The organism is Streptomyces sp. NBC_01451 (assembly GCF_036227485.1).
GTDB lineage: Bacteria > Actinomycetota > Actinomycetes > Streptomycetales > Streptomycetaceae > Streptomyces.
In genome coordinates, this window is sequence record NZ_CP109479.1 from 5,146,434 (window position 1) to 5,166,084 (window position 19,651).

Annotated in this window: 13 protein-coding genes and 1 pseudogene; 7 read left to right on the top strand and 7 right to left on the bottom strand. The window is 72.5% G+C overall.

The annotated features are described in order from the left end of the window. Positions 1–29: 29 nt before the first annotated feature. From OG595_RS22560 to OG595_RS22575, 4 genes are read right to left on the bottom strand one after another with little or no spacing between them, the layout of a single operon-like run. A complete protein-coding gene (locus OG595_RS22560; RefSeq protein ID WP_329274726.1) occupies positions 30–2,279 on the bottom strand; it encodes a bifunctional serine/threonine-protein kinase/ABC transporter substrate-binding protein in 2,250 nt (749 codons plus the stop codon). After that, positions 2,279–4,510, bottom strand: coding sequence for a bifunctional serine/threonine-protein kinase/ABC transporter substrate-binding protein (locus OG595_RS22565; RefSeq protein ID WP_329274728.1), 2,232 nt, complete (start codon positions 4,508–4,510; stop codon positions 2,279–2,281). Before OG595_RS22565 ends, OG595_RS22560 begins: the two co-directional genes overlap by 1 nt. After that, positions 4,510–5,121 carry a hypothetical protein gene (locus OG595_RS22570; protein WP_329274730.1) on the bottom strand — a complete coding sequence of 204 codons (612 nt, stop codon included), beginning with the start codon at positions 5,119–5,121 and terminating at the stop codon, positions 4,510–4,512. The genes OG595_RS22565 and OG595_RS22570 overlap by 1 nt, the downstream gene beginning before the upstream one ends. A gap of 40 nt (positions 5,122–5,161) precedes the next feature. Then, positions 5,162–5,362 (bottom strand): hypothetical protein, encoded by a 201-nt coding sequence (locus OG595_RS22575; RefSeq protein WP_329274732.1) that lies wholly within the window; start codon positions 5,360–5,362, stop codon positions 5,162–5,164. Between the two features lie 342 nt (positions 5,363–5,704). Between OG595_RS22575 and OG595_RS22580 the strand changes: the two genes are divergently transcribed. From OG595_RS22580 to OG595_RS22605, 6 genes are all read left to right on the top strand, one after another. Next, positions 5,705–6,550 carry a tryptophan 2,3-dioxygenase family protein gene (locus tag OG595_RS22580; protein ID WP_329274734.1) on the top strand — a complete coding sequence of 282 codons (846 nt, stop codon included), beginning with the start codon at positions 5,705–5,707 and terminating at the stop codon, positions 6,548–6,550. Next, positions 6,543–7,757, top strand: coding sequence for a kynureninase (gene kynU / locus OG595_RS22585; protein ID WP_329274736.1), 1,215 nt, complete (start codon positions 6,543–6,545; stop codon positions 7,755–7,757). The genes OG595_RS22580 and kynU overlap by 8 nt, the downstream gene beginning before the upstream one ends. 127 nt (positions 7,758–7,884) lie before the next feature. Then, positions 7,885–10,953: an FG-GAP-like repeat-containing protein gene (locus OG595_RS22590; protein ID WP_329274738.1), complete on the top strand. Its 3,069-nt coding sequence runs from the start codon at positions 7,885–7,887 to the stop codon at positions 10,951–10,953. Between the two features lie 233 nt (positions 10,954–11,186). Continuing rightward, positions 11,187–12,059 carry an alpha/beta hydrolase gene (locus OG595_RS22595; protein ID WP_329274741.1) on the top strand — a complete coding sequence of 291 codons (873 nt, stop codon included), beginning with the start codon at positions 11,187–11,189 and terminating at the stop codon, positions 12,057–12,059. Between the two features lie 127 nt (positions 12,060–12,186). Then, entirely contained in the window at positions 12,187–13,578 is a 1,392-nt protein-coding gene (locus OG595_RS22600; RefSeq protein WP_329274743.1) for a sensor histidine kinase, read from the top strand. Beyond that, complete coding sequence (locus OG595_RS22605) at positions 13,575–14,249, top strand: response regulator transcription factor (RefSeq protein WP_329274746.1); 675 nt, start codon at positions 13,575–13,577, stop codon at positions 14,247–14,249. The genes OG595_RS22600 and OG595_RS22605 overlap by 4 nt, the downstream gene beginning before the upstream one ends. 60 nt (positions 14,250–14,309) lie before the next feature. Here OG595_RS22605 and OG595_RS22610 read toward each other — a convergent pair whose 3' ends face one another. Continuing rightward, positions 14,310–15,461 (bottom strand): lipid II:glycine glycyltransferase FemX, encoded by a 1,152-nt coding sequence (locus OG595_RS22610; protein ID WP_329274750.1) that lies wholly within the window; start codon positions 15,459–15,461, stop codon positions 14,310–14,312. 166 nt (positions 15,462–15,627) lie between these two features. On the opposite strand from OG595_RS22610, the gene OG595_RS22615 reads away from it, so the two are divergent. Next, complete coding sequence (locus OG595_RS22615) at positions 15,628–16,845, top strand: cytochrome P450 (RefSeq protein ID WP_329274753.1); 1,218 nt, start codon at positions 15,628–15,630, stop codon at positions 16,843–16,845. Positions 16,846–17,182: 337 nt separating this feature from the next. On the opposite strand, the gene OG595_RS22620 is transcribed toward OG595_RS22615, so the two are convergent. Beyond that, the gene (locus OG595_RS22620; RefSeq protein ID WP_329274755.1) at positions 17,183–18,799 is read right to left on the bottom strand and encodes an ABC transporter permease; all 1,617 of its coding nucleotides are present in this window, start codon (positions 18,797–18,799) and stop codon (positions 17,183–17,185) included. Further along, positions 18,796–19,626 (bottom strand): annotated as a pseudogene (locus tag OG595_RS22625) (ABC transporter ATP-binding protein); the annotation flags it as partial. The gene OG595_RS22620 and the pseudogene OG595_RS22625, both read right to left, overlap by 4 nt. Positions 19,627–19,651 lie beyond the last annotated feature (25 nt).

A 19,651-nucleotide genomic window follows, 5' to 3' on the forward strand; every position in this document is an offset into this window, starting at 1 on the left:
CTGCCGGGCGCCGGACAGGTGTTCCCCGCTCAGGAGACCGCCGCCTCCTGGTACTGGCCCAGGTACCGGAACGCGCCGTCGGCGGCCTGGAACTCGAACATCGCGTCGTGGTTGTAGCCGTAGCCCTTCTCGTACTTGATGGTCCGGCTGATGCCGGAGTACGTGATCTCGGACATCCGGCGGGCGATGGCACCCCGCTCCGTCACCGCCGAGCCGTCCTTGGTGCAGGCCTCCGCCAGGAACATCACGGCGTCGTAGGCCTCCGCCGCGTACCAGCCGGGGCCGGTGCCGAAGCGGGCGCGGTAGGCCGCGGTGAAGGCGCGGGCGGACGGGCGGGCCGTCGGGTCGGTGAAGGAGGTGGCGAATACCCAGTCGGCTCCGGCGGCTCCGGCGGATTCGAGGAACCGCGGGTCGAAGGCTCGTTCCGTCGCCATCCGGGTTCCCCTGAACCGGGCGGTGCTCAGTGCCGATGCGAGTCCGGCGGCCCGTGCCGCGTCGCCGGTGAACAGGACCGCGTCGGCACGGGCGGACATCACCTGGGCGGCGAGGGACGCGTAGTCGATCTTCCCGGCGGCGACAGTGGTCACCGTGGAGTCCCGGTTGGCCTGGCGCAGTGCCCGCCCGGTCTGGTCGCACAGCGTCCAGGCGAAGTCGCCCTGCGCCCGGTCGTCCACGAGGAACACCTGACGGGCGTCGACGTGGTTGCTGAGGTAGCGGACGCAGGGGGCGGCGAGGAGCCCGTCGGTGACGCGCAGCGCCGCGTGCGAGTGGAACACGTTCGTGCCGATCGCCGAGTTCTGCGTGTCGGCGCCCACCGAGACGGACACGACGGGCATCACCGCCTTGGTGTACGTGACCTCGGTCGCGAGGAAGCAGGCGTCGGTGGTGGGTCCCAGTACGGCGCTGACGTCGGCGTCCTTCACCAACCGGCCGGCCAGCTCGCCGGCCCGCTTGGTGTCGCCGCCGTCGTCGTACGTCGGCAGTTTCAGCCGGAAGGGGTGGCCGCCCTTGGCGTTGATCTGCTCCACGGCCAGCCGGGCGCCGTTGAGCTGGGCGTTCCCGCGCACCTTCCGGGCCCCGGTCAGGTCGCCGTGGAACGCCACGACCAGCTCGGGGCGCGGAGGACCGGTCCCGGACGGTGTGGCCGCCGCCTTCTTCGGGCGGGTGGTCCACCACCAGGCGCCGCCACCGCCCGCCGCCAGGACGCCCGCCGTCGAGCCGAGGCGCAGGAAGCCGCGGCGGTCGACGGCGCGGGGGGCGGGCCGGGTGGCGGTGACGGCCGTCAGGGTCGCGGCCTCCGGTGACGCCGTGCCCGCCGACGCTGCCGACGTGGACGACGTCGCCGATGTGGACGACGCGGACACCTGGGTCGGCTCGATCGCGCCGATGGTGAGTACGGCGGCGGACCGGTCGTTGATCAGCCGGGTGACCGGCGCGGGCAGCCAGCCCGACCGCTGGGCGGAGTCGGGCTCCGTACCTTCCGTGAGCGTCTCACGGAGTTCGGCGAGTGAGGGCCGGGCGGGCGGATCCTTGTGCAGGCACGCCCTCACCAGGGGCGACAGGTCGTCCGGGATCGCCGTCGGGTCCGGTTCGTCGTAGACGGTGCGCAGCAGCATGCCGGCGGCCCCGCCGCCGCCGAACGGCCGTACGCCGGTCGCGGCGAACGCCAGCACACACCCCAGGGAGAACACGTCACTGGGCGGGCCGATCTCCCCGCCCCTCGCCTGCGCCTGCTCGGGCGACAGGAAGCCGGGCGAGCCGACGATCACGCCGCTGGAGGTGAGCGCGGTGGCCTCGGGCGCTCGGGCGATGCCGAAGTCGATGAGCCGTGGCCCGTCCGGGGCCAGCAGGACGTTGCCCGGCTTCACATCGCGGTGCACGAGACCGGCCCCGTGCACCGACTCCAGCGCCTCGGCGAGCCGCAGGCCGAGCACCCGTACGGAGGCCGGCGACAGCGGTCCGAAGCCGTCCACCGCCTCGGCGAGCGAGGGTCCCGGCACGTACGAGGTGGCCAGCCACGGGGTCTCCGCGTCGGGGTCCGCGTCCAGCAACGGGACCACCCACCGGCTGTCCACCTGCCGGGCGGCCTCGATCTCACGGCGGAACCGGGTCCGGAAGCCCGCCTCCTCGGCGTACGAGGACCGCACCACCTTCACCGCGGCGATGGCACCGCCCGGCGCGTGGGCCAGGAAGACCACCCCCATGCCGCCGGTGCCCAGCCGCCGCAGCAGACGGTAGCGGCCCAGCCGGGACGGGTCGCCGGTGCGCAGCGGCTCCATCAGACGGTGAGCGGCGCGGGACCGCCGTACACGAAGTCGCCCTGTTCGACCCGCCAGAGGAAGCCGCCGGTGCCGTCGATGACCATCATGCCGGTGGCCTCGAAGGCGAACGCCTTCGTGATGCCCTCGTACTTCCCCGCCCGCACGGCCGCGAGCAGCTTCTCCCGGGTACGGTCCTTCGCCGGCAGCCCGGCCAGGGCCTTCAGCAGCATCCCGGTCACGTCGTACGCCTCCGCCGCGTACCGGGGCGGCGCCTCCTGCCAGCGCTCGCGGTAGGCCGCGGCGAACTTCTGGGCCTCGGGCTTGCGGGTCGCGTCGATCACCGGAGCCACCATCGCCCAGCCCTCGGCCGCTTCCTGAGCCTGCGTCAGGAACCGCCCGTCGAGCAGCGCGGGACCGGAGACGCGTGCACCCTTGAAGGCGCGCTTCCGCAATGTCTCGGCGATCAACGCCCCCCGGTCGGGCAGACCGGCGAAGAACACGGAGTCGGCGCCGGCGGAGAGCAGCGCGTCCACCGAGACGCCGAAGTCGCGGCGCATCGCGCTGACCACTTCCGGAACCGACGGCTGCTGCACGCTGTTGAGCGTGTTGCTGAGGGAACTGACCAGGTCCGAACCGTAGTTGCCGGCCGGGCGGTCGAGGACGATGCCGACCTTGCGTGAACGGGCCGTCCCGCGAAGGTAGTTGCTGACGTAGATGGGAAGCACCGAGTCGGGCAGCCGGCCGAGCAGGAACGAGCGGAACCCCTGGATGACGAGGCTGATTCCGCCGGGGGACACGGCGACGACCGGCAGCAGCCCGGTGTCGTACTTGGCGAGCGCCGCCTGCGCCGTGGCGTCGGTGGTCGGGCCGACCACGGCGAGGACCGCCGGATCGTCGGTGAGTTCCGCGGCGAGCCGGGCCGAGGCCGTCGGATCGCCCGCGTCGTCGACGACCCTGACCTTCACGGTGAACGGGGCGTCGTCGCGCGCGTTGAACTCCGCGACGGCCAGCCGCAGTCCGCGCTCCTGGGCCTTGCCCGTCTCCCGCTGCGGGCCGGTGAGGTCACCGTGCAGCGCGACGGTGTGCACCGGGCGCCGCGGAGACGCGGTGGCGACGGGGCTGTCGTCCGCCGAGTCGTTGTCCCGGGCGACCGCCCACCAGGTCGCGCCCGCGCCCGCCGCCAGCACCACGGCGCCACCGGCGAGCAGGAGGAAACGGCGCCGGCCGGCCGGGTCGGCGTCCTGCGGCTCCGGCGAATCGGACGTCTCACGCGTCTCGTGCGTCTCGGGCTCCGTGGGCCCGGAGTCCGGCGGCGCGTCGGACGGCGCCAGCGTGTGCTCGATGTCCGGCAGCGTGAGCGCGGCGGCCGATCGCTCCGCGATCAGCCGGGTGACCGGCTCGGGCAGCCACTCGGACGCCTCCGCGTCCTGCGCGTCGCTGTCGGCGGCCAGCTCCCGCACCAGTTCCTCGGCATCCGGCCGCCGGGCCGGATCCTTCTCCAGACAGCGGCCCAGCACCTCCAGCAGTCCCGCCGGTACCCCTTCGAGGTCCGCCGGATCGTGCACGGCCCGGTACAGCAGGGCGTCGACCGCTCCGCTGCCGAACGGCGCCCGGCCGGTCGCCGCGTATGCCAGGACGCACCCGAGGGAGAACACGTCGCTCGCCGGCCCGATACCGCCGTCCGCAGCGCGCCCCTCGGCCTGTTCGGGCGACAGATAGCCGGGCGTGCCGACCACCACCCCGGTCGCCGTGAGCGTCGTGTCCTCCGGCGCCCGGGCGATGCCGAAGTCGATGAGCCGTGGCCCGTCGTGGGCGATCAGCACGTTGCCCGGCTTCAGGTCCCGGTGGACCAGCCCGGCCCGGTGCACCTCGCTCAGCGCCTCGGCCAGCCGGGCGCCGAGCAGCCGCAGCCCGTGCTCCGCCAGCGGCCCGTACGCGGCCACCGCCTCGCCCAGGGACGGGCCGGGTACGTACGAGGTCGCCAGCCACGGTGCCTCCGCGTCCGCGTCGGCGTCCACCAGCGGCACCGCCCAGGGGCTGTCGACCTGGCGGGCGACCTCGACCTCGCGGCGGAACCGGTCCTTGAAGCCCGGCTCCTCGGCGTACTCGGCGAGCAGCACCTTGAGCGCCACCAGGGCGCCGCGCGGCGTGCGCGCCAGGTACACCACGCCCATGCCTCCGGCGCCGAGCCGCCCGAGCAGGCGATGGTCCGCGATACGCGCGGGATCGGACGAACGCAGTGGCTCCATCAGTTCTGCCCTCCGAGCTCGAACTTCACGCGGTCGAGCATCGTGTTGAGGGCTTGTGACGCGTACCGGGTCAACTCGTCGTCCGTGTAACCCTTGGCGCCCTTCACCGACACGGTCACGATCACCGTGCCGAGCCGGGCGACCTCCCAGCGGTATGTCTGCTCGCTGTTCCCGGTGAGGTACTTGCCTATCTCCAGGACCTGGTCGTCCGCGTAGGTGTTGCCGCCCTGGCCGTAGGTGGCGCCGACCGACATGAGCCCGGATATCCGTTCATCGGTACGGACCTGCTGTTCCCGGCAGCGCAACGGCTCCTCCAGCGTGGTGGACACCTGGTCGTCGGCGTCGAGCACCGTGGCGTGCACGGTGACCGCCGCGGTCACCCTGACCTCGCCCTTGGCTCCGCTGCCGGGAATCTCGCTGTAGAGGGACCGGGAGGCCAGGACACTCTTGGGGAGGGCCCGGCGTTCCCATCGGCACTGTTCGTTGAGCACGGCGACGGTGCCGGGGGTGCTCGCGGCGGGCTGCTGAGCCCGGAAGTCCGCGCCCCACGCCGCCGGTTGCAGTGCGACAGCCGTCGCCAGCTTCTCGGCCTGCTGCTTCGTCCGGGGCACCTGGGCGGGGTCCGCCCGGAACGGCGTCAGCGACGACGCGTCACCACCCGTGGACGGCGAAGACGGCGAAGACGACGGTGACGACGGAGTCGAGGGAGTTGAGGGAGAACCGGACGCGGTCGGAGTCGCGGACGGGCCGGACGCCGAAGGGCTGGGTCCGGTCGCCTTCTCGTCCCCGGAACCGCAGCCGCCGAGCAGTACGGCCGTCGCGGCAACCGACGTCACGGTCCTCAGCCGCCAAGTCGCCCTGCGTCTACCTGCGTTGTCGGCCATCCACGCCCCTCCGCCTAGGCACCCCCCCCGGGTGCGGTGATCGTACAAAAGTACGTGAGGAGGGGGTGGAAGATCCGGTGAACAGGGCGACAGGGAGGCAGGGGGACAGAGGGGCTCGGCGGAGGGCTCCTCGGTCGCGGCGGCCCGGACGCTCGGCGGGCGACCGTTCGGCTGTACACAGGGCCCGTCCGTGAACAGGCGGGCCTTGCGGATTCGGGGCACGATTGTGTTGAATGCCCCGGGGACCGGGGCCCCCGTGTCGGAATTCGGCAGGGGCGGACCGCTACCCTGAGTACAACAGGAGACAGCGATGTCCCTCCAGGCCCAGCCCCCCGAGGCTTCGGAGCCCGAGACCCCGCATCTCGACTTCGCCGGTACCACCCCGTACGAGGACTATGTCCAGGCCGACGTCCTCACCCACCTCCAGCACACCCTCTCCGACGACCCCGGAGAGATGGTCTTCCTGGTGACCACCCAGGTCATGGAGCTGTGGTTCACGGTCATCGTGCACGAGTGGGAGACCGCAGCGAAGGCGCTGCGCGGGGACGACGTGCCCACCGCCGTCGCCGCGCTCAAGCGTTCCGTGCGTGAGCTGGACGCGCTCAACGCCTCGTGGCGTCCCCTCGCCCAGCTCACCCCCGCCCAGTTCAACTCGTACCGTGCCGCCCTCGGTGAGGGTTCCGGGTTCCAGTCCGCGATGTACCGGCGGATGGAGTTCCTGCTCGGCGAGAAGTCCGCTTCGATGCTCGTGCCCCATCGGGCCGCTCCCCGCGTGTACGCCGAGCTGGAGAAGGCGTTGCACGAACCGAGCCTGTACGACGAGGTGTTGGGGCTGCTCGCGCGGCGCGGGTACCCCGTTCCGGACGCCGTCCTGTCCCGGGACGTGTCCCAGCGGTACGAGCCGTCGGCCGAGGTCGAGGCCGCCTGGACCGCGCTCTACTCCGGTGACCCCGAGGCCGAACTCGCCCGCCTGGGTGAGGCGTTGACGGACGTCGCCGAGCTGGTGTGGCGCTGGCGCAACGACCATCTCGTCGCCACCCGGCGGGCCATGGGCGCCAAGACCGGTACGGGCGGCTCCGCCGGGGTGGCCTGGCTGGAGAAGCGGGCGCAGAAGAACGTGTTCCCCGAGCTGTGGACGGCGAGGTCTCATGTCTGAGCTGCTGCGCTCGAAGACCGAGGTCGCCTCGGAACTGGACTCGCGCGACGAACTGGCCAAGGTGCGCGCTCAGTTCGTGCTCGACTTCGGCGTCACCTACCTGGACGGGAACTCGCTCGGCGCGCTGCCCGCGTCCGTCCCCGGCCGGCTCGACGACGTAGTGCGCCGGGAGTGGGGCGAGCTGCGCATCCGGTCCTGGGACGAGAGCGGGTGGTGGACCGCGCCCGAGCGGATCGGTGACCGCATCGCTCCGCTGGTGGGAGCGGCGGCCGGTCAGGTCGTCGTCGGCGACTCGACAAGTGTCAATGTTTTCAAGGCGGTTGTGGGTGCGGTGCGGCTGGCGGGGGGTGGCAGGGGGAGCGGCCGGGACGAGATCCTCGTCGACGCCGGCACTTTTCCCACCGACGGCTACATCGCCGAGTCCGCCGCCCGGATGACCGGCTGTACCCTGCGCGCCATCGAACCGGGCGCCGTACCGGGGGAGTTGAGCGAGCGTACCGCCGCCGTGCTGCTCAACCACGTCGACTACCGCACCGGCCGGCTGCACGACCTGCCCGCCCTCACGGCCGCGATCCACGCGTCCGGCGCCCTGGCCGTCTGGGACCTGTGCCACAGCGCGGGCGCCCTGCCGGTCGGGCTGGACGAGCACGGGGTCGACCTCGCCGTCGGCTGCACCTACAAGTACCTGAACGGCGGCCCGGGTTCGCCCGCCTACCTGTACGTGAACCAGGCGCACCAGGAGCGGTTCGACTCCCCGCTCCCCGGCTGGACCTCGCACGCCGACCCCTTCGGCATGCGGCCCGAGTACGCCCCCGCCCCGGGTGCGACGCGCGGTCGGGTCGGTACGCCGGACATCCTCTCGATGCTCGCCCTGGAGTCGGCCCTTGAGGTCTGGGACGGGGTCGGCATCGACGCCGTACGGGCCAAGTCCCTCGCCCTGACCGACTTCTTCCTGGAGTGCGTCGACGAGTACGTCCCGGAGGGGCGCGTCGAGTGCGTGACGCCGGTCGCGCATGCCGAGCGCGGCAGTCAGATCGCCCTGCGGTGCGAGGACGCGGGGGAGGTCATGAGCCGGCTCATCGAGCGGGGCGTCGTGGGCGACTTCCGTCGGCCGGACGTACTGCGGTTCGGGTTCACCCCGCTGTACGTCGGGTTCGCGGACGTGGAGCGGGCGGCCCGGGTACTGGGCGAGGTCGTGGCCGGCTGAGGACCCGGCCGCGGGACGCGTGATCCACCCCCGCTGATTCCTGTGCCCCACCCGTACAACGTCTGTGCTTCGGCGTGAGTCTGACGGGGTGGAACGGGCTGAAGGAACACAACGGGGGGTGGGAAGCGTGAGAAGCACGACTCCGCGCACGGTGCCGAGAAGAAGACGGTCGAGGGCCGGGGTCGTCCCGGTCGCGGCGGCCCTGGCCTTGTTGGCCGGGCTGTTGCAGCTCGCGTCCGGGCCCGCTGTGGCCGCCGACAGCGCCGACAGCGGGGAGATGCCGTCCGTCACGCTGACCGGCCCGCACCGGGAGTGGCCCCGGGCCGTGGCCCTGGCCGCCGCGGACGGCACGGGGTACCTGTCCGCAGGAAGGGACGTGGGGCCCGGCAGCCTGGCGACATGGGTCGGCTATGACGGCTCGACCCGGTCGACGCCCGCCGTGCATGTGTACGCGTACAACGGCGGCTTCGGGCTGGAAGGGGTCCCGGGGACATCGAACGTGTACCAGATCCGGCGCTATTCCACCGGGGCGGTGACGCGGTTCTCCCTGTCGCCCGATGACCGGGTCAGCTATGTCTTCGCCGAGAACCGCCTGTTGGTCTCCCGTAGGAGCGGGGGGAAGTGGACGCTCCACCTGCTGGAGGTGCCGAAGGGAGGCGGGCAGCCGGTCGACCGGCTCGTGACCGGTGTCGCGGACGACTTCGCCGGGAACGTCTACGAGGGGGCGTCGGACACGCGGGGGGCCGCGTTCTGGTACAAACCGGCCGACGACTCCAGCCCCTGGCGCACCGTGCTGCTCGACTTCGACACCGCGTCGGTGAAATACGTTCCGAGCGACGGATTCGGTGTCGTGGAAAGCCCCCGCCTGGCCGGCGACACGGTGTACTTCCTGGCTGTGGACAAGGCCTTCAGTTCCATACGCGGGTACGTCGTCGACCGCGAGCACCCGGAGGCGCCCGGTCAGCTGGTGGATCTTCCGGATCCTGTCCTCCGCCAGGCCCGTGCGATCGGCGACTGGGTGGTGTACCCGGCGAACCCGGACACCACCCCCAGCGCGATCGTTGCGGTGCCGGTGACCGGCGGCCCGGCCCGGACGGTGCTGCCCGCCGCGAACGGCGGTTTCGTCGACGGCGACGACGGCGGTTTCTACATCCAGGGCGGTACGGACGCGGAGCACTGGGCGCTCCAGCGCATCGCCCTGGGCCCGGACGGGACCCCGGTCGCCGAACCGGTGACGCCGCTGCCCGCCGTCTCGGTGTACGAGGTCGGCGGCGTCGCGGTCGACCAGGGGCGGGTGCTGCTCGGCACCGAGCGGTCGGACGGGTCCAGCACCGATCTCTCGGCCTCGGCGCTCTCCCTCACCGCCGACGGCACGCTGACCGCCGCACCGCCGCAGAACCTGGGCGACCTCGGATACGAGGTGGAGGACCCCTTCGGCAGCCCCGTCCACGTCACGTGCAGCGGCGAGTGCCTGCGGTTCACCGGCACGGGAGAGGGCACCGTCCGCCACTCGGACGACGAGGTGTCGGCGGTCCTGGCGGCGTCCGGTTCGTACTCGGTGGTCCGGGCAGGGCGCAGCCAGCAGGTGCGGGACGGGAGCAAGGTGCTGGCCTCCGGTGACTGGCCGGTTGTCGCCCTGTGGGGGAACACCCTGTGGGCGGCCCGGACCGACTTGCCGGGCGCCGCCGTGTACGACAGGTTCTCGCTGCCGTCGATGCGGAAGCTGGACAGCCTGTCCCTCGGCAACTGCCTCCCGTCGGATCTGCAGGTCGTGGGCCGGTACGTCTACTGGTCCTGTGGGCCGGGAAAACCCGCGGGCGTCTACAACCAGTCGACACACGTGGAACAGGACGTGCCGCGGGGCTACGCGCGGCTCGGCGACGGCTACCTGGTCTCCCAGGACGAAGACGCCGGCAAGCTGCTGATCACGTACCTGAAGGGCGCGGTCCCCTCCAACCAGGTCCGTACGGAGGAGCTCGGTCCGTTGCCGTCGCCGCTGAACGCTCCGGCCGACCGGCGCGGCCGGTTCTGGAACGTGGACCGGTTCGGCGGGCCGGTCGCCTACCAGACGGCGTCCGGTGACGTGACGGTGAAGTGGCCGCAGGTGACCCTCTCCCCGCTCACGGCGACCCACTCCACCGTTCCCACCTCCGTCGACGTGCGCCAGGGCGGCGTCTTCGAGGGCGTCTGGCACCTGACCCGGCCGACCGCGAGCTGGAAGCTGACCGTCACGACCTCCGCCGGCGCCGTGGTGCGGACGTTCACCGGCGGCCCGGCGAGCGGGAGGATCGCCGCGGCCTGGGACGGCCGCACCGAGAACGGGACACTGGTCCGTACCGGCACCTACCGGGTGAAGCTGACCGCCCGGGCCGCGAACGGTGCGACGACAGACACAGTGATCCATGACAAGCCGGTGTCGGTCCGGTCGCCGGAGCGTCATGACTTCGGCCGGGACGGCATCGGTGACCTGGTCACCTTCGACGGCGCGGGCCGTCTCGCGATCCAGCCCGGTACCGGGCGCGGCACCGTCGACAGCGCGCACAAGGCCCTGGCGGGTGGCTGGCCCGCCGCGTCGGTCTTCGTGCCGTTCGGCGATCTGAGCGGCGACGCGTGCAACGACCTGCTCGTCCGGGACTCCGCCGGGCGCCTGACCCGGTACGACGGAAGCTGCGGCAAGGCGTTCACGCCGAAGAGCCCGCCGCACCGGGTGATCGGCACCGGTTTCGGCGGGTACGACGTGCTGACCTCGCCCGGTGACCTCACCGGTGACGGCCGTGCCGACCTGGTCGCCCGGGACAGGGCGGGTGTGCTGTGGCGGTACTCCGCCGACGGTGAGGGCGGTCTGGCCGGGCGGGTCCGGCTGGTCGCGGGTCAGGGTGGCTACACCCGGCTGGTCGGTGCCGGTGACCTGAACGCCGACGGGATCGGCGACATGGTCGGCCTGGACCGCGCGGGTGTGCTGTGGCGGTGGCTCGGCAACGGCAAGGGTGCCTTCGGTGCGAGGGTCCGGATCGCGGGCGGTATCAGGGTCGACGCCCTGGCCGTGGCCGGTGATCTGAGCGGCGACGGCCGCCCCGACCTCGTCGGCCGGGACGGCGCGGGTGCCCTGTGGCGCTGGAACGGAACATCGGCCGGCGCCTTCGGCACGAAGGTCCGTATCGCCACCGGCTGGCAGGGCTACACCGGCCTGTACTGAGCCCGCTGACCGCCCGCCACGACCGGGCCCGGCCGCACCACCCCCGCGGCCGGGCCCGGTCGTGTTCTGCCAGGTCGGCCGGGTCGGGGGGGCGAGCCCGGCAGAGCCGTTCGGCCCTCACCGGGGGCGACATCCGTGTGTCGGCGGGCCCCGCCGGGCCTGATAGCGTCCCCGGCAACGGCCGTGATCTCTCCCGGTCCGCCAAATCCGTTTCGTCGCTGAGAGGTTGGAGCATGCCGGACGATGCCGTGGCCGCGCGCGCGGCGGAGGAGGAGCGGTCCGCCTTCTCGCACCCGCCCGTCGAACCCGACGCCACCGCCGCGTACGGCGACCACGCCGACCAGGTGATCGACTTCTACGCCCCGCGCGGCCCCGAGCCGCTGCCGGACGACGCGAGCGTGCCGCTGGTCGTCGTACTGCACGGGGGTGCCTGGCGGGCGCCGTACGACCGTCGGCACATCACGCCATTCGCCGCCTTCCTGGCCCGGCGCGGGTTCGCCGTGGCCAACGTGGAGTACCGGCGGGGCGGGGACGCCCCCGCTGTCGCCGGCCGCTGGCCCGACACCTTCGACGACGTCGCGGCGGCGCTGGACGCCCTGCCCGCGCTCGCGGCGGCCCACCTCCCGCAGGCCGACCCGCGCCGCACGGTCGTCACCGGGCACTCGGCGGGCGGACACCTGGCCCTGTGGGCCTCCGCCCGGCACCTCCTCCCCGCCGACGCGCCCTGGTTCCTGGCCCGTCCCGCCCCGCTGCGCGGCGTGGTCGCGCTCGCCCCGATCGCGGACTTCACCGTCGCCGAGAAGCTGGACGTCTGCTCCGCCGCAGCCCGTCAACTCCTGGGCGGAGAAGGGCACTTCGCCGAACGTCAGCCCTACGCCGACCCGGCGCTGCTGCTCCCCACCGGCATCGCGACCACGCTCGTGCAGGGGCGCGCCGACACGGTCGTACCGGAGATCGTCGCCGAGTCGTACGCGGACGCGGCGGCGAAGGCCGGTGAGGTGGTCGGTGTGACGCTGCTGGCGGACGTCGGTCACTTCCCGCTGATCGACCCGGTGGCGGACGCGTGCGCGGTGGTCGCGGAGGAGATCGCCCAGCTCGCGTGGTGAGCGCGGCAGGGGCGCACCGGAGGCGGGCACGGGCGCCGCGGCAGGCGCCGTAGTACCTGAGACGGATGCCGGAGAACCCCTCTCACTGCGGACGACCGTCGCCCGCCCGGCGCCTACCGTGCTGTATGTGACTGAGACGACCCCTACGCAGACGAACCCCAGGCCGAAGACGGCGGGCGACGGTCTGTCGCGCAGCCCCGAGTTCCGCGTGGCCATGGAAGCGCTGGCGGGACTGCGCGCGGACCTGTTGGACGACCCCTTCGCCTACCGCCCGCTGCCCCCGAGGGACAAGCCCGGCCGGATCGCCCGGGTGCTGCCCCGGCGGCTGCGCCCGTACGCGGTCTGGGCGCCGCACGCCCTGGTGGGCGCGGCCGGGATGCTGGCGATGCTGGTTGCCTTCGAGGGCAGCAGGGGCGACCTGATCGAAGCGCTGGTGATAACCGTCTTCTCGCTGGGGCCGATCCTGCTGACGCTGGTCCGGCCGGTCGGGGCCTTCTGGTTCTCCCTGGGCTCGATCCCGGTCGTCGCCATCGTCGGCCAGAACTGGGACGGCGACTACGGGAGCGGCGACTACCCCTGGAAGCCCGCGAGTTTCATCGCTCACCTGGTGGTGCTGACGGTCGTCGCCGCCCGGACCCGGCCGCGTACGGCCGCCTGGATGTGGACGCTGACGGCGGCGTACGCCATGTGCGCCGAGATCCTCTTCGGGGACCGCTACTTCAGCACCAACGCCCTGCCCTTCCTCTTCCTCTCCGCGCTGTCGCTGCTCGTGGTGACCGTGCTACTGGTGCGCCGGGCCGCCGAGCAGGAGGTGACCGCCCAGCAGACGGTGACCGCGCACGAGCGTTCCAAGCGCACCCTGCTGGAGGAGCGCACGACCATCGCGCGTGAGCTGCACGACGTCGTCGCGCACCACATGTCGGTCGTCGCCATCCAGGCGGAGGCGGCCCCCTACCGGGTGGAGAACCCGCCCGAGGAGCTGACGAAGGCCTTCGCGACGATCCGCGAGAACGCGGTGGCCGCGCTCACCGAACTGCGCCGGGTCCTGGGCGTCGTACGGGCGGAGGACTACGAGGCTCCCGACGCCCCGCAGCCCACCCTGGCCGACCTCGACGGGCTGCTCGCCAACGTGCGCGAGGCGGGCCTCGCCGTCGACAAGGTGGTGACGGGCGCGGTGCGTGAACTCCCGCAGGGCGTCGAGCTGTCGGCGTACCGGATCGTGCAGGAGGCGCTGAGCAACACGTTGCGGCACGCGCCGGGTGCGAGCGCGCGGGTCGAGATCGGTTACGTGCTGGGCGGGTTGGGTCTGCGGGTGGTCAACGGCCCCGCGGCGGAGGTGTCGTTCGTGAAGCAGACGCCGACGGAGGGCGCGGGGCACGGTCTCACGGGGATGCGTGAGCGGGTCACCATGCTCGGCGGCGAGATGACGACGGGCCCGGCGGCCGACGGGGGTTACGAGGTCACGGTCTTCCTCCCGGTCGCGAGCGTCACGGACGAGGACGGAACGGGAGAGGCATGAGCGCCCCCACGATCCGTGTGCTGATCGCGGACGACCAGATGATGGTCCGCGAGGGCTTCTCGGTGCTGCTGAACGCGATGCCGGACATCGAGGTCGTCGGCGAGGCGGTGAACGGCCGCGAGGCGGTGGACCGGGTGCGTGAACTCGCCCCGGACGTCGTCCTGATGGACATCCGGATGCCCGAACTGAACGGTATCGAGGCGACCCGGGAGATCGTCGCGGCGGACGGCACGGCGAAGGTGCTGGTGCTGACGACGTTCGACCTGGACGAGTACGTGTACCAGGCGCTGCGGGCGGGCGCGTCGGGGTTCCTGCTGAAGGACGCGTCGGCACGCCAACTGGCCGAGGGGGTCAGGGTGGTGGCGGCCGGGGAGGCGCTGCTCGCCCCCTCGGTCACCCGGCGCCTGATCACGGAGTTCTCGAAGATCTCCGAGGCGCCGCGGGTCATGGCGGGCGCGCAGTCGGCGTACGGCGAACTGACCGACCGGGAGACCGAGGTGCTGGTGCTCATCGCGCAGGGCCTGTCGAACGTGGAGATCGCGGGGCGGCTGGTGGTCGCCGAGTCGACGATCAAGACGCACGTCAGCCGCATCCTGGTGAAACTGGGCCTGCGGGACCGTACCCAGGCGGCGGTGTTCGCGTACGAGGCGCGGCTGGTGACGCCCGGGTGAGGGGCGGCGCGGGGCGGTGAGGTGAGGGGGAGGAGCGGCGGAGGGCTCCCGGTCAGGGGGTCATCTGCGGCCGAGGTAGATCCGCAGTGCCCGCTGGAGCATTCTGCCCTGGCTGCCGACCGGTAGTTCCCACTCCCCGAGGTACTCCACGGGCCGGCCGCCGGCCCCCGTCTTGAAGTGGAGGCGGCCGAGGAGGCGGTCCCCGGTGAGGGCGGGGGTGATGGAGCGCAGGTCGTACGTCTCGACGCCGGACGCCAGCGCGTCGCACAGCATGCGCCACAACAGCGCGCTGCTGGGCCGGAGTTGACGCCCCCGGCGGCCGGACGCGGGGTACGAGTGCCAGGCCCGGGAGCCGAAGTTGATCATGAGCGCCCCGGAGAGCACCTCGTCCTCGTACTCGGCGACGTAGAGGCGGAGCCGGTCGTCGTCCTCGGCGTTCAGGGCCTGCCACATGCGCCGGAAGTAGTCCAACGGGCGTGCCTTGAAGCCGTCGTGGGCGGCGGTCGCGGTGTACAGACGGTGGAACTCTGGAAGGTCGGCGTCCGACACCCAGGAGACCCGGACGTCCGCCAGCTCGGAGGTGCGCAGGGCCTGTTCCCAGTGCGGGGCGAGGGCGGCGCGCAGGTCGTCCTCCGAGCGGCCCGCCAACGGGATGTGGCAGCCGTAGCGCGGCTGGCCGAGGCCGAAACCGCTGCCGTCGTCCTCCTCGCACGGCCGCCACCCGAGCCGCCGCAGCCGTTCCGCGGCGTCGAGCGCGTGGCCGTCGATGCCGGCGGCGGGCAGCTCGCGCAGATGCCGTACGGCGGGGTCGGCGAGGCCCGCCGTCACGGTGGCCGCGTCCCAGTGACGCACGACCAGGGGTGGCCCGATCCGTACCGAGAACGCCCCGGTCCGCTCCAGATGGGCGACGAGCGGGTCCAGCCAGCGCTCCAGGCGAGGGGTCCGCCAGTCGATCGCCGGTCCGTCGGGAAGGTACGCGAGGTAGCGCCGCGTCCCGGGCAGCGGCCGGTACAGGACGAGCGCCGCCGCGACCATCGCGTCGCCCACCCCTTGATCCGTCTCCTCGCCCTCGAACCAGCCGATGCTCTCCGGCAGCCAGTCGGGCTTCACACCGCCCCACTCGGGGATCTGGAGATGGCTCGCGTCGGGATGCTGCCGCAGGTGGGCCAGATGCTCCTCGCGCGTGATCTCCCGCACGTACAGGCTGCTCATGGGTGGGGTACTCCTGTTCGGGGCGGCCACCGTAAGCCGGGGATCACCGGGCAGGTCAATAGTTCACGGCAGTGAACTGCGCCCACACGAACTCCGCCTGTCGGCGGCCTGCCGTGCGGTGGGACATGCCTGGTCAGATGGGGGTGGCTCGGGCTAGCGTCCGTGCATGGCAGCTGCTTCCGACCTTGCTTTCGACCCCTGGGACCCGGCGTTCGTCGCGGACCCGTACCCCGCGTACGCACAACTGCGCGCCCGGGGCCGGGTCGTGTACTACGAACCCACGAACCAGTGGCTGGTCCCGCACCACGCGGACGTCTCGGCGCTGCTGCGCGACCGCCGCCTGGGCCGGACCTACCAGCACCGTTTCACCCACGAGGACTTCGGCCGCACGGCACCCCCGCCGGAACACGAGCCGTTCCACACCCTCAACGACCACGGCATGCTGGACCTGGAGCCGCCGGACCACACCCGTATCCGCCGGCTGGTGTCGAAGGCGTTCACACCGCGCACGGTGGAGGGCCTGAAGCCGTACGTGGAGCAGCTGGCGGGCGACCTGGTGTCGGCGCTCGTGAAGGCGGGCGGCGGCGACCTGCTGACGGACGTGGCGGAGCCGCTGCCGGTGGCGGTGATCGCGGAGATGCTGGGCATCCCGGAGTCCGACCGTGCCCCTCTCCGCCCCTGGTCGGCGGACATCTGCGGCATGTACGAGCTCAGTCCGTCCGAGGAGACGGCGGCGAAGGCGGTACGCGCGTCGGAGGAGTTCACGGAGTACCTGCGGGAGCTGATCGCGGCCCGCCGCGAGGAGCCCGGCGACGACCTGATCTCGGGCCTGATCGCCGCGTACGACGAGGGCGACCGCCTGACGGAACAGGAAATGATCTCGACGTGCGTGCTCCTGCTCAACGCGGGCCACGAGGCGACGGTCAACGCGACGGTGAACGGCTGGTGGGCCCTGTTCCGCAACCCGGCCCAGCTGGCGGCGCTGCGCGCGGACCCCTCCCTGATCCCCTCCGCCGTGGAGGAGCTGATGCGGTACGACACCCCGCTCCAGCTCTTCGAACGCTGGGTACTGGACGACATCGAGATCGACGGGACGGTGATCCCGAGGGGGAGCGAGGTGGCGCTGCTCTTCGGCGCGGCCAACCACGACCCTGCGGTGTTCGCCGACCCCGGCACACTGGACCTGACGCGGGCGGAGAACCCGCACATCTCGTTCAGCGCGGGGATCCACTACTGCATTGGGGCTCCGCTGGCCCGGATCGAGCTGGCCGCGTCGATGAGGGCACTGCTGGAGGGCGCGCCGAACCTGGGACTGGCGGCGGAGCCGGTGCGCAAGCCGAACTTCGTGATCAGGGGGCTGGAGGGGCTGAGCGTCGAGATCTGAGCCGGGTGCCGAGGCCCCGCGGGACCGCCCGGACGACCAGGCCACCGGCGGTTCCGGCGAGGATCGGCAACGGCGGCTCGGCGCGGAGGACGCTCCAGCCGGGGCCCTGCTCGAAGCGGCGGACCAGGCCCTGGCCCTGACAGTCCACACCGTCAGTCCGGCAGCCACTCCGAGGACGGCGGTCGGACATCCTGCGCGGCCTGTGCGCGTTGTCCATGCCCTGGGGGACGCGGTCGCACGGCCTGGGATTCCGGCCGCCGACTTCCCTGCGGGCGCTGCTTGTCGAGCGTCCTGGGGGGACACCCCAGGTGCGGCTGCGGCCGACGGTCGCCTTCCCTCACGTGCTCAGATCGCGCCTCCGCAGCCCGGCCAGCCCGGCCGAGACCAGCCCCGCCGCCACCCCCATGAGCACCAGCACCGGCGCCCAGGCCATCTCCCCGCCCGGCAGCTTCGGCAGATGCCCGAACGGCGACAGGTCCAGCACCGCCTGCGGTACGTCCAGCGCCGGTCCGATCCACCCCACCAGCAGCACGAACCCGGCAACACCCCAGGCCCCGGAGGCCAGTCGGGGCGACACCCCGTACAGCAGAACCGTCAGGCCGCCCAGCACCCACACCGCCGGGACCTGCACCAGGCTCGCCGCCATGATCGGGCCCGGCTCCTGCCCGTACCCGAGTGCCAGGCCCAGGCCGCTCAGCAGCAGGATCAGCACCGCGCCGCCGAAGGCGATCACCAGGTGGCCGCCGGCCCAGCGCAGTCGTCCCACCGCGTTGGCGAGGACCGGCTCGGCCCGTTGTGAGGTCTCCTCCGCGTGGAGGCGGAGCACCGACGAGACGACGTACAGCGCCGCCACCATGCCGAACATGCCGGCCATCGTGCCGAGGAACGCGTCCTCGATGCCCGACCGGCCGCCCATCCGCTCGATGATCTCCCGGGTCCCGGCGTTGTCGCCGACCAGGTCGGCCACGCCCTTCGTCAGTCCGCCGAAGGCGACCCCGGACGCGAGGAACCCGATGCTCCAGCCGAGGACGGCGCCCCGTTGCAGTCGCCAGGCCAGTGCGTCCGTCGTGTTCAGGCGGCCGGTCGCCGGTCCCGGCCGGGTCGGGAGGAAGCTCATGCCGACGTCCCGGCGGCCCGCCAACTCGTAGGCCAGCCAGCCCTGTAGCGCGGTCGCGGCCACGAACAGGCCCAGCACCCACCAGCGTTCGTCCGCGAACGGCCGGACGTTCTCCAGCCAGCCGATCGGTGAGATCCAGGTCAGCGGTGACGAACCGTCGTCGGTCGCGGAGTCGCCCGCCGCGCGCAGCACGAACGCCGCGCCGAGCAGGCCGCCCGTCAGGCCCTTCGCCAGCCGCGCGCTCTCCGTGAACTGGGCGACGATCGCCGCGAGGGTGGCGAACACCGCTCCCACGCCCCCGACGCCCAGACCCAGTGCCAGCGCCCCCGACAGGCCCCGGCCGGCCAGCCCGCCCGCGATCAGCAGCGCCAGCGCGGTGTTGGCGACCAGGGCGGTGAGCAGGGCAGCCGTCAGTGGGGCGCGGCGGCCCACCATCGCCGACGAGACGAGTTCCTGGCGTCCGCTCTCCTCCTCGTCGCGGGTGTGCCGTACGACGACGAGCAGGCTCATGACGCAGGCGAGGATCGCGGCGAAACCGCCGATGCGCCAGACGGTCAGGCCGCCGATCGAGTCGCTGAACACCGGCCCGTACGTGGCCCGCAGGGAGCTACTGGCGAGCAACTGGCGCGCGAGGGCGGCACGTTCGGCGGGGGTGGAGTACAGGCTCTCCAAGGAGGCCGGGAGGGAGACGACCATCAGGGCCGTCACCGCCACCCACACCGGGATCATCACCCGGTCGCGCCGCAGGTTGAACCTCAACAGGGCTGCCGTGCCCGCCAGTTGCTGCGACCTGCCGATGTGCGGTGCCTTGAAGGGCGTGGCCGTCGTCGCGCTCATCGCCCCGACGCCTCTCCACTTGTTACGTCCCGTTCGTCCCGCCCGCTCCGCTCGTCCGGTCCGTTCGGCCCCTCCTGGTAGTGGCGCAGGAACAGCTCCTCCAGTGTGGGCGGTGTCGACCGCAGCGACCGCACGCCCGACTCGGTGAGCGAACGCAGAACCGCGTCCAACTTGTCTGTTTCCACCTGGAGTTGGACCCGCTTTCCCTGTACGGCGAGGTCGTGGACGCCGGGCAGGCCCGCCAACCCGTTCGGAGCGCCGGCCAGTTCCGCCGTGATGCTCGTCCGTGTGAGGTGGCGCAGGTCGGACAGTGAGCCGGTCTCCACCGTGCGGCCCTTGCGGATGATGCTGACGCGGTCGCACAGCTCCTCGACCTCGCTGAGGATGTGGGAGGAGAGCAGGACCGTACGGCCCCTGTCCCGTTCCTCCTCCACGCAGGTCTGGAAGACCTCCTCCATCAACGGGTCGAGTCCTGACGTCGGTTCGTCGAGGATCAGCAGGTCCACGTCCGAGGCGAACGCCGCCACCAGCGCCACCTTCTGGCGGTTGCCCTTGGAGTACGTCCGGCCCTTCTTGGTCGGGTCCAGCTCGAACCGTTCGAGCAGGGCGGCGCGGCGTGCCGGGTCGAGGCCGCCTCGGAGCCTGCCGTACAGGTCGATGACCTCGCCGCCGGAGAGGTTGCGCCAGAGGGTGACGTCGCCGGGGACGTACGCGATCCGGCGGTGCACCTCCACCGCGTCCGCCCACGGGTCCCGGCCCAGGATCCGCGCGGCGCCGGAGTCGGCGCGCAGCAGGCCGAGCAGGACGCGGATGGTCGTGGACTTCCCCACTACAGGCTTGGGGCTTAGTTTG

Coding starts and splice junctions, on each gene's coding strand:
- OG595_RS22610 (WP_329274750.1), bottom strand. CDS start 15,461: ATGAGCAGCCTGTACGTGCGGGAGATCACGCGCGAGGAGCATCTGGCC.
- OG595_RS22595 (WP_329274741.1), top strand. CDS start 11,187: ATGCCGGACGATGCCGTGGCCGCGCGCGCGGCGGAGGAGGAGCGGTCC.
- OG595_RS22605 (WP_329274746.1), top strand. CDS start 13,575: ATGAGCGCCCCCACGATCCGTGTGCTGATCGCGGACGACCAGATGATG.
- OG595_RS22580 (WP_329274734.1), top strand. CDS start 5,705: ATGTCCCTCCAGGCCCAGCCCCCCGAGGCTTCGGAGCCCGAGACCCCG.
- OG595_RS22560 (WP_329274726.1), bottom strand. CDS start 2,279: ATGGAGCCGCTGCGCACCGGCGACCCGTCCCGGCTGGGCCGCTACCGT.
- OG595_RS22620 (WP_329274755.1), bottom strand. CDS start 18,799: ATGAGCGCGACGACGGCCACGCCCTTCAAGGCACCGCACATCGGCAGG.
- kynU (WP_329274736.1), top strand. CDS start 6,543: ATGTCTGAGCTGCTGCGCTCGAAGACCGAGGTCGCCTCGGAACTGGAC.
- OG595_RS22565 (WP_329274728.1), bottom strand. CDS start 4,510: ATGGAGCCACTGCGTTCGTCCGATCCCGCGCGTATCGCGGACCATCGC.
- OG595_RS22615 (WP_329274753.1), top strand. CDS start 15,628: ATGGCAGCTGCTTCCGACCTTGCTTTCGACCCCTGGGACCCGGCGTTC.